The following is a 13,676-nucleotide window of genomic DNA, read 5'->3' on the forward strand; positions in this document are numbered from 1 at the left end:
GCTGGTTCAGCGCGGCCCGCTAAGCAGAAGGCGTACGGCACGCATGCCGTCAGGGTACCGCAAGGCGTCTTCCCGCTCCCGCGGCCGTCCGGGGCGCGGACACGGCCCGGCCATGACCCGGCCATGACCCGGACACGGCCTGGAAACGGTCCGGACAGACGGAAGCGGGCCGCCCTTCCGGACGGCCCGCTCTCCCACTGTGGAGCTAAGGAGAATTGAACTCCTGACCTCTTGCATGCCATGCAAGCGCTCTACCAACTGAGCTATAGCCCCTTGCTTTCTCCGCCGCGGTCCCCCGCTGCGGCGATGCCTACTGTACACGCCTGTGAGCGTCCTTCGCCAAATCCCATAACGGGTAGGTCACGGCCGTCCGGGTACTGTCGTACCCCCACGCCCGTACGCACCCGCCCGCCGCGTCCGGGCAACCGGCCGCGCCCGCGCGCACGTCCACGCACACGGCCGGCCGTGGAAGGTCCCGACCACCCCGCCCGACCCGACGACCGCCACCGCCAGGACCCGGAGCCGCCCGTGAGTACGCTGCAGTTGACCGCCGAACGCCGGCTCCCCGCGGCGCGGGCGTACCTGCTGAAGCGGTCCACGCGGCTCGCCGCCGTGTTCTGCCTGATCTCCTTCACCGCCTTCCTGGCGGCCCGGAGCGCGGCGGACGTCTCCATGATCGATCTGATGGTCTACCGGGCCGGGGGCTGGACGGCCCGCACCGGCGGCGACCTGTACGCGATGCGCACCACGCACGCCGAACTGCCCATGACCTACCCGCCGTTCGCCGCGCTGCTGTTCATACCGCTGACCCTGGTCGACGTGCCGACGGTGCGGCTGCTGGCGACCGGGGCGAACCTCGCCCTGCTGGTCGCCCTGGTCCACCTGTCGCTGCGGCTGACCGGGCGTCCGCTGCGCCTTCCCCGCCCGGCCGCCGTCCTGGCGCTGTCGGCGGTCGCCGTCTGGTGCGAGCCGGTGTGGACGACGCTGCGGTACGGCCAGATCAACCTGCTGCTGGCGGTGCTGGTGCTGTGGGACCTGTCCCGGCGTTCCGGTCACCGCTGGGCCGGCGCCGGCATCGGGGTGGCCGCCGGTATCAAACTGACCCCCGCCCTGTTCGCGGTGTTCCTGGCCCTGTGCGGGCTGACGCTGGCCTGGCGGCAGAGGCGGCTCGCCGGCCCCTCGGCGCGGCTGTGGAACCACTGGCTGCGCCGGGCCGCCGTCGCCTCGGGCACCTTCGCCGGGACGGTCGTCCTGGCGGCGCTGGTGCTGCCGCGGGACTCGCGGAACTTCTGGACCGGGGCCGTCTTCTCCCCCGAGCGCGTCGGCCGGGTCGAGGACACCGCCAACCAGTCGCTGCGCGGCGTCCTGGCCCGGCTGCTGCACACGGCCGAGCCCGGTGCCGGCTGGACGGTGCTCGCCGCCGCGGCGGCCGCGGCGGGGCTCGCCGTCGCGGTGGCCGCCGTGCTCGCCGGCCCGCGCCGGCTGCCCTCCGCGCACGCCTGGGCCGCCGTCTGCGTCGCCTGTACCGCGCTGCTGGTCAGCCCCGTCTCCTGGTCGCACCACTGGGTGTGGTGCGTGCCCGCCGTGCTGCTGCTGGGCTCGGAGGCGCTGCGCCGCCGCAGTGCGCCGTGGTGGACGGGCACGGTACTGGCGACGCTGCTGTTCTGCTCGTACGCGCTGTGGTGGGTGCCGCACGGCTCGTCCCTGGAGCGGTTCGAACTGCGGCAGAGCGGTGCGCAGATGGCGCTGTCGGCGGTCTACCCGGCGGCCGGCTCGGCGCTGCTCGCCCTCGCCGCCGTCCTGGCGGTACGCGCGCTGCGGCGGCCCGCTCCGTGCCAGGGGCCGCCCGGCTCCTTCGGCACCCTCCCCGCTCCCAGGGCCCGTACGGCCTCACGGCCTTGTGCGGGGGCGGGTGACGGTCAGGCCGCCACGAAGGAGTAGAAGCGCTTGAGGGTGCAGTGCTCCTCCAGGAGCCGGCCGTAGATCGGCTCGCCCTCCAGCTCGCGGTAGGTCTCGATCGGGTCGCCCTTGATGATCAGCGCCCGCGCGCACTCGACGCACCAGTACTGGTACGCCGTGTTGACCGGTTCCATGTCGCGGACGATCGGGGTCCCGCTGCCGCACCAGTCGCACTTCCTGCTGTGTGCACCCATGTCCGTCAGTCAACTCCAGCCGTGACCGCAGGCGTGCGCACGTGGGGAACCCCTCCGCTGTCTCTGCCGTCCTCGATGTCTCCGAACGCCCCGGCGGGCCCGCGCCGCGCGCGGCGGCCCGTCCGGCGTTCCGATTCTGCCATGCTCCGTCCGCGGGCAGGAGGGCGCGAACGGGGGCGGCGAGGTTCCGCTTCCCCCTCGCCTCTCCGGGGCGGCCCCTGCCGGAAAAGCGAAGATCCCGCCCCCGGTGGGGGACGGGATCTTCGTCGCCTGTGGAGCTAAGGAGAATCGAACTCCTGACCTCTTGCATGCCATGCAAGCGCTCTACCAACTGAGCTATAGCCCCATCGCTCCGGCTCCGCCGCTTTCACCGCGGTGCCGTGAACGGGAAGAAGCTTAACCGGTGACCTGCCCGAATGCGAAATCCGCCGCCGGCCCGCCCCGGGCGCGCCTTCCGGGCCGTCTCCGGGCCGGTCCTCCGGGCCTGCCCTCGGAGCGTGTCAGACGTCGTCGCCGAGGACCGGCTGGGGAAGCGTTCCGGCGTTGTGCTCCAGCAGCCGCCAGCCGCGCGCCCCCTCGCCCAGGACGGACCAGCAGCAGTTGGTCAGTCCGCCCAGCGACTCCCACGAGCCCGGCTCCAGGTCCAGCAGGCGGCCGATGGTGGTGCGGATCGTGCCGCCGTGGCTGACCACGACCAGGACTCCGCCGTCGGGCAGCTTGTCGGCGTTGCGCTCGACCACCGGCGCCGCGCGGTCGGCCACCTCGGTCTCCAGCTCACCGCCGCCGCGCCGCACGGGCTCGCCGCGCTTCCAGGCGGCGTACTCCTCGCCGTGGCGCTCGAGGATCTCCTCGTGCGTCAGCCCCTGCCACACGCCCGCGTACGTCTCACGCAGGCCCTCGTAGCGGGTGACCTCCAGGCCGGTGACCGCGGCCAGCTCGGCGGCGGTGTCCACGGCCCGCTTCAGGTCGGAGGCGATGATCGCGTCCGGCCTGAGCGCCGCGAGCAGCCGCGCGGCCCGGCGGGCCTGCTCCAGACCCTCCTCGGTCAGCTCGATGTCCGTGGTGCCCTGGAAGCGGCGTTCGAGGTTCCACGCGGTCTGTCCGTGCCGCCACAGCACGATGCGGCGGCCGCGCCCCGCCACGCGCCCGTTCAGCTCGGTTCACCGCCCTCGCTCGCGGCGGCCCCGGCCTCACCCTTGCCCCGGGTGGCCTTGGCGTCCTCGGGCAGGTCGATCTCCGGGCAGTCCTTCCACAGGCGCTCCAGCGCGTAGAAGACCCGCTCCTCGCTGTGCTGGACGTGCACGACGATGTCGACGAAGTCCAGCAGGACCCAACGGCCGTCGCGCTCGCCCTCGCGGCGCACCGGCTTGGCGCCCTTCTCCTTCTGCAGCCGTTCCTCGATCTCGTCGACGATCGACTTGACCTGGCGGTCGTTGGGCGCGGAGGCCAGCAGGAAGGCATCGGTGATGGAGAGCACATCGCTGACGTCGTACGCGACGACGTCCTGGGCGAGCTTGTCGGCGGCAGCCTGGGCTGCTGCGTTGATCAGCTCGATGGAGCGGTCCGTGGCGGTCACAGGCAACGCTTTCGGTCGGTGGTCTACAACCCCTCCAGGGTCTCACGATCCGCCGCGGACCGGCTCCGTAGGGCCCGGCGGCGGCCCGGCGGAGCCCCACCCGCCGGGCCACCGCCGCCGCCACCGGGCCTTCCGCCGCTCCACCGCGGCCTCACGGCCCCCCGGGCTCGTAGTCGCGGCCCAGCACCACCGTGATGTCGGCGTTCGCCGCGCCCCTGCCCTCGGCCACGGCCTTCTCTGACAGACCGAGCGTCCTGGCGACCTCCTCGGCCCTGGCCCTGTCCCCGGCTTCGGAGTAGGTCACGCTGGTGGTGGCCTGCGCGGCGTCCGCGCTGCCGCCGCCGACCACGGTGTAGCCGCCGTTGACCAGCGCCACCCGGGCGTTGTTCGCCGCCTTCTCGTCCCCGGTGGCGTCCTTCAGGCTCACCCGCGGCGTGGCGTTCGGGTCGGTGTTCTTCACCGTGCCGCCCAGCACGTCCTTCACCAGGCCCTCGCTGGTGGCGTCGCTGAGCGTGCCGTCCGTCTCCACCGGCAGCAGTTCGGTGCCGTAGGCGTCCTTCTTGGCGTATCCGGCCAGCGAGGCGAGGCTGGCTCCGAGCTGTCCGTCGGTCAGGGAGGGGTCGAGGATCTGGGTCAGCGCCCGGATCGTGCCGGTGGCGGTCCTGGGATCGTCGGACATCTTCTCCAGCGTGGCCCGCAGGACCTGTCCGAACCGGGCGAGCTGCTTCGTCTGCGGTTCGCCCGCGGCCCGGTGGGTGGCGTAGGCGACGGCGGCCCTCCCGTCCAGGTCGCGTCCCTTTCCCCGCCGCACCTGCGGATCGTCCCCCTCCTTCGCGCCGGGCACGGTGGTGTCGGCGTCCAGGGAGATGCCGCCGACCAGGTCGACCCAGTTCTCCAGATAGGGGGTGTCCAGACGCCAGGTGCCCCTGATGTCGGTGCCCAGCAGCAGGCCCAGCGCGTCGCGGGTGGCCGCCGCGCCCTCGGCCTCGAAGGACTTGCCCAGCGTCGTCCCCTCCCCCGCGCCGCCGGAGGCGACGACCAGGGAGTTGGGCAGCAGGACGGTGGTGCCCCTGCCCGCCGTCTCGTTGTTGACCAGCAGCGCGGTGGACATCTCCCCGCCGTCGATCTCGCGCAGGTGGACGACGATCACCTTGCGCTTCTGGGCGCCCGACGCCGCCTCGCCGGTCCCGCCGTCCCCGGAGGTGCCGGGCAGCATCCCCGCCCACCAGAGCCAGCCGACGCCGCCGGCCAGCACCACGGCGAGCGCGGCGACCAGGGCCACCGTGCGGTTGCGGCCCCGGCGCTTGGCCTCCTCGCGCCGCTCGGTGCGGCTCTCGGAGAACTTCAGCCAGTCGATGACGTCCTCGGACTCCTCGTCCTGTTCCTCGACGAAGGAGAACTCCTCGGTGCGGTACTCGTCGGCATCGGCACCGGCGGGGGCCGTGGTGACGGTGGCGCCGGTTCCGCGGCCCGCGCCGGGCCCGGGCTCCGGCGCGTCACCGGCCTCCGCGGACCCTGCGGCCCCGGTAGGCCCGGTGGACTCGGCGTGCTCCGCGGGCCCCTCCCCGTACCAGGGCTCCTGGGCCTGCTGCGGGATCCACGTCTGTGTCACCGGGTCCTGCCGCCCGGTGGCGGAGGTGTCCCAGTCGCCGTACCGGCCGTCCTGCCCGTCGTATCCGCCCCCGCGGGGCTGGGGGACGTAAGTGCCCTGGGTGTAGGGGTCCTGGGTGTACGCGTCCGGCGCGTATCCGGTCCGGGCGCCCCCGGCGTGGGGGTCGGCCGTATGGGGACCGGCGGCGTAGGGGTCGGAGGTGTACGTGCCGGGGTCGTAGGACCCCGTGCCGTACGCGCCGGCGCCGTACGGGTCGTACGCGGGCTGCTGCCCCGTCTGACCGCCCTGGCCGTACGCGGAGCCGTACGAGGGGTCGTACGGGGTGTCGCCGTGCGGCGCGCCGGTTCCCGGCTCGCCGTAGACCGGCCGCCCGTACTCGTCGTAACCGTAGACGTGGCCGCTCGTCTGCGACGGGTCCCCCGGCCCGTACGGGTCCTGTCGGTCGTTCACGACTGCCGCCCCTCTAGCCCTTCGGCGCCCGGCTGTCCCGGTACAGCCTGCGTTTGTTGATGTAGCGCACCACACCGTCCGGCACCAGATACCAGACGGGGTCCCCCTGCGCCACACGTGCGCGGCAGTCCGTCGAGGAGATGGCCAGCGCCGGGACCTCGATCAGGGACACCCCGCCGGCCGGCAGGCCCGGGTCGGCGAGGGCGTGCCCCGGGCGGGTGACCCCGATGAAGTGGGCGAGCGAGAACAGTTCGTCGACGTCGCGCCAGGTCAGGATCTGGGCGAGCGCGTCGGCGCCGGTGATGAAGAACAGGTCGGCCTCGGCGTGCAGCGCCCTGAGGTCCCGCAGGGTGTCGATGGTGTACGTCCGGCCGCCGCGGTCGATGTCGATGCGGCTGACCGAGAACTGCGGGTTGGAGGCCGTGGCGATGACCGTCATCAGGTAGCGGTCCTCGGCCGGCGACACCGCCTTGTGGCTCTTCTGCCACGGCTGCCCGGTCGGCACGAAGACCACCTCGTCCAGGTGGAACCTGGCCGCCACCTCGCTGGCCGCGACCAGGTGCCCGTGGTGGATGGGGTCGAACGTACCGCCCATCACGCCCAGCCGCCGTCTGCCGGCGCCGGACACTATGTGCTCTCCCATGCGTGCCGACCTTAGCCGTCCGGCGCCGATCGCGCCGCCGCCCGGACCCGTCGCCTCAGCGGTCCCGGTTGAAGCGGGTGGTGATCCACAGCAGCAGGAGCAGCACCGCCAGAGCGCCGAAGCCGGTGGCGTACGGGTTGGCGGAGGTACCGCCGCCCTCGGCGCCGGAGGCCAGGAGGGACAGGGTGTGCGCGGTGTCGGGGAGGGTCATCGTCGGCAGACCTATCGGGTAGGGGCGGAAACTTGAGCACATCGTAAGCGGGGCGGTGTGCTGTGGCGTGTGGCACCCACCACCTAGGCTGGGGGCCGACAAGGGGGACGGGCCCACACCAGACCCGCAGGGGGCGGACCATGACAGACGGCAACGGCACCACCGAACATCTTCCCGGCCGCAGCAGGCGGCGCTTCCCGGGGATCTCCTCACGGGCGTACGAGCACCCCGCGGACCGCTCCGCGCTGGTGGCCCTGCGCAAGCTGAGCGGCTTCGACACGGTCTTCAAGACGCTGAGCGGTCTGCTGCCCGAGCGCAGCCTGCGCCTGCTGTTCCTGTCGGACTCGGTCCGGGTGGACGACGCGCAGTTCACCCACCTGTACGCCATGCTGCGCGACGCCTGCTACATCCTGGACCTGGAGAAGGTCCCGGCGATGTACGTCACGCAGGACCCGAAGCCCAACGCCATGTGCATCGGCCTGGACGAGCCGGTCATCGTGGTGACCACCGGGCTGGTCGAGCTGCTGGACGAGGAGGAGATGCGGGCGGTGATCGGCCACGAGGTCGGCCACGCCCTGTCGGGCCACGCGGTCTACCGGACGATCCTGCTGTTCCTGACCGGCCTGGCCGTCAAGGTGGCGTGGATCCCGCTGGGCAATGTGGCGATCATGGCGCTCGTGACGGCGCTGCGCGAGTGGTTCCGCAAGTCGGAGCTGTCGGCGGACCGGGCCGGGCTGCTGGTCGGCCAGGACCTCCAGGCGTCGATGCGCGGCCTGATGAAGATCGCCGGCGGCAACCACCTGCACGAGATGAACGTCGACGCCTTCCTGAAGCAGGCCGACGAGTACGAGTCCTCCGGCGATCTGCGCGACTCGGTGCTGAAGATCCTCAACGTGCTGCCGCGCAGCCACCCCTTCACCACCGTGCGCGCCGCGGAGCTGCGCAAGTGGGCCGCGAGCCGCGACCACCAGCGGATCATGGAAGGCCATTACGACCGGCGCGAGGACGACAAGGACACCTCGGTCTACGAGTCGTTCCGGCAGTCCGCGAGCCACTACTCCGACACCGTGCGCACCAGCAAGGACCCGCTCATGGGCCTGCTGCGGGACCTGGGCGACGGCGCCGGCGACCTGGGCGGGAAGCTGCGCGACCGCTTCGCCGGACGCGGCACGGGCGGAGCGGGCGGCACCGGCGGCGGCGCGGACCGGAAGGGCGGCGAGGGCGCTACGGGCGCGGCAGGGAGCTAGGGTCCAGCGTCCCGCACACCGGGCTGTCGCCGCCGTCGCGCACGTACGGGTCGGTGCCGGCCGGGTGGTCGGCGCCGGCGCTCTGCCCGGCCGTCAGCGGGCGCAGGGCGTCGTGGGCCGGGGCCGCACAGGACATCGGCCCGGCCCGCACCTCGCTGCGCTCCACCGTCAGGTGCTGGTCGCGCAGGTCCTCGCGGTCGAAGCGCAGCCGCAGTTCGCGCCGGACCGTGAACAGTGAGGCGGCCTCCCCGTCCGGCCGGTCGCCGGCCGCCCGCTCGCCGCTCGCCCCGGCGGGGCGGACGGTGTAGACGAAGACGTGGTCGGTGACGATCTCCAGCGCGTCGGCCTCGCTCTCGCGGACCTCCATCGTGCCGCGGACGCGCACCCCCTCGCCGGCGAACTCCGTGTGCCCGGGGGCGAAGCGCACCAGCCAGCCGGTCGCCGCGTGGTGGCCGTCGGCCGCGGGCCGCTTGATGCTGCGGTCGAACTGCGCGTGCTGGTCCGGGTCGATCAGTATCCGCACCGGCCGCGCGGTCTCGCCGCTCAGCACCTCGGGGTTGAGGGAGCTCTCGACCACGTACTCCTTGGCGACGGCCAGCGCGGCGAGCACCTGGCTGTCGGCGAAGTGCGCGGTGGAGCGGACCGGGGGCAGCGTCACTCCGGCGGCCCCGGTGTAGAACTCCGCCGCCGGGCTGCGTTCGAGCAGCCGTGCCGGCCGCCCGCCGGGCACCCTGCTCTCCCCGCCCGGCGAGAGCGGGACGACCGTACTGCTTATAACCCGCGGCCCCGGCCTGCTCACGGACTGCTGTTGCTGCTGGGTGCGGATCCCCGCGTAGACCACGGCACCGAAGGCGAACACGATCAGCACCGCCAGGACCAGGCCCCGCCACGGCCTGCCGCGCAGCGGCCGGGGCGGGAGGGGGCGTACGGGGTGTTCGCGGTCGGCCAGCCGCTCCCGCGCGGAGAACTCCTGGAGACGGGCAGCCCTGACGAACGACTCGTCGAAGACGGTGGAGCGGTACTCGTCGTCACCGCCCCCGGAGAAGCCCCGGGGCGGTGGTTCTCCAGGCCCGGTCATACCCCCAGGGTAGATCCGGCAAAGGCCGCCAAACCCGTCCCCAGTCCCCGATTCAGGGAAAAATCGGTCAGAGTCCGCCGGGCGGCCTACCCGGCGCCGGACCGGCGGGCGGACCGGCGGGCGGACGTTATGCCCGGCCGCCGAGCGAGGACGTGCTGTAGTGGCCGGAAAGGGAGGGCAGCGCGCCGGACCGGCCGGCCGGTGGCGGGGCGTCGGCCCCGCTGGTCGCCGGCGGTGGCTCCGGCGGGGTCTGCTGCCGCTGGTCGGAGGCGCCCCGGTGGACGGCGGCGAAGGCCATCGCGACGATGCCGACGCCCATCACCACGGCGAGCACCCAGGCCACCGGCCGCTGCCAGCGGACGTGGCCGCGGTAGGGGCGCGGTGGGTGCCCGTGGAGGCCGCTCCGGCCCTCGGCCTCATCGGTGTAGGCGGCGTACCCGGCGTCCTCCGGGTACTCGGCGTCCTCCACGTACTCCAGGTGGTCGAGGCGGTCGGCGAACTCCAGCCGGCCGTAGCGGTACCGGCCGTGGTGGTCGCCACCGTCCTCCGCCCCCGCGTCGCGGTCGCCGCCGTGGTCGCGGTCGTGTTCGGCGCCCTCGGGATCGTCCCGCCACGGTCCGTAGCCGTACTGGTCGTCGTGCGCGAGGGCCGCCTCGGTCTCGGAGGGGGACTGGGCGGCGGCAAGCGTGCGTTCGGCGGCGGTGGGCTCGTGGATCAGGGCGGCACGTACGAAGGACTCGTCGAGTACCACGGAGGCGAACACGTCGTCCGCCGCCGCGTGGTCGCGGTCGTCGGGCTCCTCGCCGCTCTGGTGCGGCTGGCCCCCCACATCCTCCGGCACGGATCCAGCCTAGACCGGCCGGAGGACTTTGGGCAGGGAGAACGGTGATTCGTCTGCTTCGCGCCCCCCGCGGGAGTGCGCCGGGAGGGCGGCGGGCTCAGTCGCGCACGTGCCCCTCGCCCGTGACCACGTACTTCGTCGAGGTCAGCTCCGGCAGGCCCATGGGTCCGCGGGCGTGCAGCTTCTGCGTGGAGATGCCGATCTCGGCGCCGAAGCCGAACTGGCCGCCGTCGGTGAAGCGGGTGGAGGCGTTGACCATGACCGCGGTGGAGTCCACCAGCGACACGAAGCGGCGGGCCGCCGAGGTGTCGGAGGTGACGATCGCCTCGGTGTGGCCGGAGGTCCAGCGGCGGATGTGCTCCACCGCCGCGTCCAGGGAGGGCACCACGGCGGCGGCGATGTCGTAGGAGAGGTACTCGGTGGCCCAGTCCTCCTCCGTGGCGGGCACCACGTCCACGCCGCCCGCCTCGCCCGCCTTCACCCAGGCCCCGTCGCCGTGGACGGTCACGCCGGCCTTCTCCAGCGCGGCCAGGGCGCGCGGCAGGAAGGCGTCGGCGATGCCGGAGTGCACCAGCACGGTCTCGGCGGCGTTGCAGACGCTGGGGCGGTGCGCCTTGGAGTTGACCAGGATCTCCACGGCCGTGTCGAGGTCGGCGTGCTCGTCGACGTAGACGTGGCAGTTGCCGGTGCCGGTCTCGATGACCGGGACGGTGGACTCCTCCACGACCGTCCTGATCAGGGACGCGCCGCCGCGCGGGATCAGCACGTCCACCAGGCCGCGGGCGCGCATCAGCTCCTTGACGCTGTCGCGGCTCTCGCCGGGCACGAGCTGGACGGCGTCGGCCGGCAGGCCGGCGGAGGCCACGGCGTCGCGCAGCACGGCGACCAGGGCGGTGTTGGAGGAGTACGCGGAGGACGAGCCGCGCAGCAGCACCGCGTTGCCGGCCTTCAGACAGAGCACGGCGGCGTCCACGGTGACGTTGGGCCGGGCCTCGTAGATGATGCCGACCACGCCGAGCGGCACCCGCACCTGGCGCAGCTCCAGGCCGTTGGGGAGCGTGGAGCCGCGCACCACCTCGCCCACCGGATCGGGCAGGGCCACCACGTCCCGCACGTCGGAGGCGATGGCGGCGATCCGCTCGGGGGTGAGGGTGAGCCGGTCGACGATGGAGTCGGCCGCCCCGGCGGCGCGGGCCCTGTCCACGTCGGCGGCGTTGGCCTCGACGATCTCACCGGTGCGGGCCACCAGGGCGTCGGCGATCGCGAGCAGCGCGCCGTCGCGCGCGGTGCGCGGCAGCGGGGCGAGCGCGGCGGCCGCCTCCTTGGCACGGCGGGCGGTGTCGGTCACGGGCGAGGTCTGCGATGCGCTGCTCATGCTCCCAGCGTAGCCAGGGCGGGCGGCGTCCATCCGGAGGTCCGCAGTGCGAGACGGGTGGTGTGCCCGTCCCACCGCCGTGCGGGACGGGGTCAGAACGGGTGGACGCCGGCCGGGATGACGGGGTGCGGGCCGTAGCCCTCCGCCACCCGCTGGTGGTACGTCTCCCGGCCGATGACCTCCAGCCCGACGATCTCCCACGGCGGCAGCTTCGCCGACGCCCGGTGCTCGCCCCACAGCCGCAGCGCCACGGCCGCGGCGTCGTGGAGGTCGCGGGCCTCCTCCCAGTAGCGGATCTCGGCGTGGTCGTTGGCGTACCGGCCGGCCAGCAGGAAGGGGTGGTCGTGGGCGAGCCGCTCCAGCGCCCGTCTGACGTCCCGCAGCGGCGCCTCGGCCCCGGAGACGCTGAGGGTGACGTGCCACAGGCGCGAGGCGCCGTCGGAGCGGCCCTCCTCACCGCCGCGGCGGGCGCCCGGCTCCGCCGGGCCCCGCAGGGGGCTCCCCGCCCCGTCGCCTCGCTGGGGGTACCCCAAGTCGACGCTGGTCAGTCGTCTCACCGGCGGCCTCCCGTGTGGTGCCGAACTCGTGCGAACGCGCTTGTGCGGCTGCGCTGTCGCGGCCGCCTCCCGGAACGCCGTCCCGGCGCGGCCCTCCCACAGAAGTTGACCAGTACTCGAGCCGCCGTGTGGCGGTTTTCGGGAAGCTGTCCGTTGAAAGGCTGACCCGAAGGCTCCCTCGAGGTGCCGTCGAGGCGCCGTCGAAGGCGCCGTCAGTGGCGCAGCAGGACCAGGTCGTCGCGGTGGACGACCTCCCTCTCGTACGCGGGGCCGAGCTCGCGGGCCAGGTCACGGGTGGAGCGGCCGATCAGCCGGGGGATCTCGCGCGCGTCGAAGTTGACCAGTCCGCGGGCGACGGCCCGCCCGGCGGCGTCCCGCAGCTCGACCGGGTCGCCCGCGGAGAACTCCCCCTCCACCCCGGCCAGCCCGGCGGGCAGCAGCGAGGTGCGCCGCTCCACCACGGCCCGTACCGCGCCGTCGTCCAGCACCAGCGCGCCGCGCGGGGCGGAGGCGTGGGCCAGCCACAGCAGCCGGCCGGCGGAGCGGCGGCCGGTGCGGTGGAAGTAGGTGCCCACGGGCCGCCCGGCCAGGGCGTCGGCGGCGCGGGTGGCGGAGGTGAGCACCACGGGGACGCCCGCCCCGGCGGCGATCCTGGCCGCCTCGACCTTGGTGACCATGCCCCCGGTGCCCACCCCGGCCTTCCCGGCGCTGCCGATCTCCACCCCGTCCAGGTCGTGCGGGCCGCGTACCTCCCCGATGAGGGAGGTGCCGGGGGTGGCCGGGTTGCCGTCGTAGAGGCCGTCGACGTCGGAGAGCAGGACCAGCAGCTCGGCGCGGACGAGGTGGGCGACCAGCGCGGCCAGGCGGTCGTTGTCACCGAAGCGGATCTCGTCGGTGGCGACGGTGTCGTTCTCGTTGACGACCGGCACCGTGCCCATGGCCAGGAGTTGGTCCAGGGTGCGGTAGGCGTTGCGGTAGTGCGCGCGGCGGCTGGTGTCGTCCGAGGTCAGCAGCACCTGGCCTACGCGCCGGCCGTAGCGGGCGAAGGAGGCGGTGTAGCGGGCCACCAGCAGGCCCTGGCCGACGCTGGCGGCGGCCTGCTGGCGGGCGAGGTCGCGCGGGCGCTTCTCCAGTCCCAGTGGCGCCAGCCCGGCGGCGATGGCACCGGAGGAGACCAGCACGATCTCCTTGCTGTCCTCGTCCTCCGGTGCGCCGAGGTGCCGGGCCACCACGTCCACCAGCGCGTCCACCCGGTCGGCGTCCAGCCCGCCGGCGGCCGTGGTCAGCGAGGACGACCCGATCTTCACCACGATCCTGCGGGCGTCTTGAACATCCCGCCGAAGGCCCTGCTCTGCCGCTGCCACCTGCGTCGTCCCCTGCGTGTGATCCTCGTCCGGTCGCTGTGCAATCTACGCGAGCCCCCACCCGCCCCGCCCGCCCGTTCCGCCCGGCGGACGGTGCGCCCGATCGGGCGCCGCAGGGGGCGGCCTTCCGCCGGAGAGCCCCCTGGCGACCCACTGGGCCGTGCCCCGGAGGGGGTCCCGGGCCGGCTCTGCCACCGCTACGCGGCCCAGGAATTCGGCGCTCCCGGCTGGGTCGGGGTGCTGATGACGCTGGGCATGCTCGGCTGCTCCCTGCTGCTGAGCGCCGCCTTCCTGAGCCTGACGCCCTCCCCCGCGCGCCTGTTTCACGGCACTGGGGGCCGGGAGACTGTACGCGCACCCGCCGCACGGCTTTCCGGTCAAGGGTGCGCACTACCGGGACTGGCACGAGGGCGGTTTCGTGAACAGCCCGGCGGGTGTGCTGTTCGTCACCGCCACCCCGGTGGCGGCCGCGGCCACGGTGGCCGTGACGCTGACCACGCCCCCGGTGGTCAGGGCCTTCCGCCGGCTCATGGAGCCGGGGGTGGAGTGGTTCTTCGCGCCCGAGCGTC

General features: G+C 73.8%; 14 protein-coding genes and 2 tRNA genes. 2 read left to right on the top strand and 14 right to left on the bottom strand.

Annotated features, from left to right (window positions below):
- Positions 1-200: 200 nt before the first annotated feature.
- A tRNA-Ala gene (locus tag ACW69E_RS00455) sits at positions 201-273 on the bottom strand.
- Between ACW69E_RS00455 and ACW69E_RS00460 the strand changes: the two genes are divergently transcribed.
- The gene (locus ACW69E_RS00460) at positions 241-1,941 is read left to right on the top strand and encodes a glycosyltransferase 87 family protein (RefSeq protein ID WP_457496165.1); all 1,701 of its coding nucleotides are present in this window, start codon (positions 241-243) and stop codon (positions 1,939-1,941) included. The two genes, ACW69E_RS00455 and ACW69E_RS00460, sit on opposite strands and share 33 nt — an antisense overlap.
- Here the strand turns inward: ACW69E_RS00460 and ACW69E_RS00465 are convergent.
- The 7 genes from ACW69E_RS00465 to ACW69E_RS00495 form a co-directional block, all read right to left on the bottom strand.
- Positions 1,920-2,153 carry a hypothetical protein gene (locus tag ACW69E_RS00465; RefSeq protein WP_093849089.1) on the bottom strand — a complete coding sequence of 78 codons (234 nt, stop codon included), beginning with the start codon at positions 2,151-2,153 and terminating at the stop codon, positions 1,920-1,922. The genes ACW69E_RS00460 and ACW69E_RS00465 overlap by 22 nt on opposite strands.
- Positions 2,154-2,426: 273 nt before the next feature.
- A tRNA-Ala gene (locus ACW69E_RS00470) sits at positions 2,427-2,499 on the bottom strand.
- Between the two features lie 154 nt (positions 2,500-2,653).
- The gene (locus ACW69E_RS00475) at positions 2,654-3,295 is read right to left on the bottom strand and encodes a histidine phosphatase family protein (protein ID WP_457496166.1); all 642 of its coding nucleotides are present in this window, start codon (positions 3,293-3,295) and stop codon (positions 2,654-2,656) included.
- A gap of 8 nt (positions 3,296-3,303) precedes the next feature.
- On the bottom strand, positions 3,304-3,729 hold the full coding sequence (rsfS, locus tag ACW69E_RS00480) for a ribosome silencing factor (RefSeq protein ID WP_457496167.1): 426 nt from the start codon (positions 3,727-3,729) through the stop codon (positions 3,304-3,306).
- 151 nt (positions 3,730-3,880) lie between these two features.
- Positions 3,881-5,791: a LytR C-terminal domain-containing protein gene (locus ACW69E_RS00485; protein WP_457496168.1), complete on the bottom strand. Its 1,911-nt coding sequence runs from the start codon at positions 5,789-5,791 to the stop codon at positions 3,881-3,883.
- 13 nt (positions 5,792-5,804) lie between these two features.
- Positions 5,805-6,434: a nicotinate-nucleotide adenylyltransferase gene (gene nadD / locus ACW69E_RS00490; RefSeq protein ID WP_237878733.1), complete on the bottom strand. Its 630-nt coding sequence runs from the start codon at positions 6,432-6,434 to the stop codon at positions 5,805-5,807.
- A gap of 55 nt (positions 6,435-6,489) precedes the next feature.
- On the bottom strand, positions 6,490-6,645 hold the full coding sequence (locus ACW69E_RS00495) for a hypothetical protein (protein ID WP_457496169.1): 156 nt from the start codon (positions 6,643-6,645) through the stop codon (positions 6,490-6,492).
- Positions 6,646-6,785: 140 nt separating this feature from the next.
- On the opposite strand from ACW69E_RS00495, the gene ACW69E_RS00500 reads away from it, so the two are divergent.
- Positions 6,786-7,892, top strand: coding sequence for a M48 family metallopeptidase (locus ACW69E_RS00500; protein WP_457496170.1), 1,107 nt, complete (start codon positions 6,786-6,788; stop codon positions 7,890-7,892).
- On the opposite strand, the gene ACW69E_RS00505 is transcribed toward ACW69E_RS00500, so the two are convergent.
- The 6 genes from ACW69E_RS00505 to ACW69E_RS00530 form a co-directional block, all read right to left on the bottom strand.
- The gene (locus ACW69E_RS00505) at positions 7,870-8,970 is read right to left on the bottom strand and encodes an SCO2583 family membrane protein (protein ID WP_457496171.1); all 1,101 of its coding nucleotides are present in this window, start codon (positions 8,968-8,970) and stop codon (positions 7,870-7,872) included. The genes ACW69E_RS00500 and ACW69E_RS00505 overlap by 23 nt on opposite strands.
- 127 nt (positions 8,971-9,097) lie before the next feature.
- Positions 9,098-9,811 carry an SCO2584 family spore wall biosynthesis protein gene (locus tag ACW69E_RS00510; RefSeq protein WP_457496172.1) on the bottom strand — a complete coding sequence of 238 codons (714 nt, stop codon included), beginning with the start codon at positions 9,809-9,811 and terminating at the stop codon, positions 9,098-9,100.
- Positions 9,812-9,908: 97 nt separating this feature from the next.
- The gene (locus ACW69E_RS00515) at positions 9,909-11,186 is read right to left on the bottom strand and encodes a glutamate-5-semialdehyde dehydrogenase (protein ID WP_457496173.1); all 1,278 of its coding nucleotides are present in this window, start codon (positions 11,184-11,186) and stop codon (positions 9,909-9,911) included.
- Positions 11,187-11,278: 92 nt separating this feature from the next.
- The gene (locus ACW69E_RS00520; protein WP_457496174.1) at positions 11,279-11,743 is read right to left on the bottom strand and encodes a hypothetical protein; all 465 of its coding nucleotides are present in this window, start codon (positions 11,741-11,743) and stop codon (positions 11,279-11,281) included.
- 212 nt (positions 11,744-11,955) lie between these two features.
- A complete protein-coding gene (gene proB, locus ACW69E_RS00525; protein ID WP_457496175.1) occupies positions 11,956-13,107 on the bottom strand; it encodes a glutamate 5-kinase in 1,152 nt (383 codons plus the stop codon).
- A 390-nt stretch (positions 13,108-13,497) separates the two neighbouring features.
- Positions 13,498-13,638 carry a hypothetical protein gene (locus tag ACW69E_RS00530; RefSeq protein ID WP_457496176.1) on the bottom strand — a complete coding sequence of 47 codons (141 nt, stop codon included), beginning with the start codon at positions 13,636-13,638 and terminating at the stop codon, positions 13,498-13,500.
- Between the last annotated feature and the right edge of the window lie 38 nt (positions 13,639-13,676).

This window comes from Streptomyces sp. SS8 (assembly GCF_054072955.1).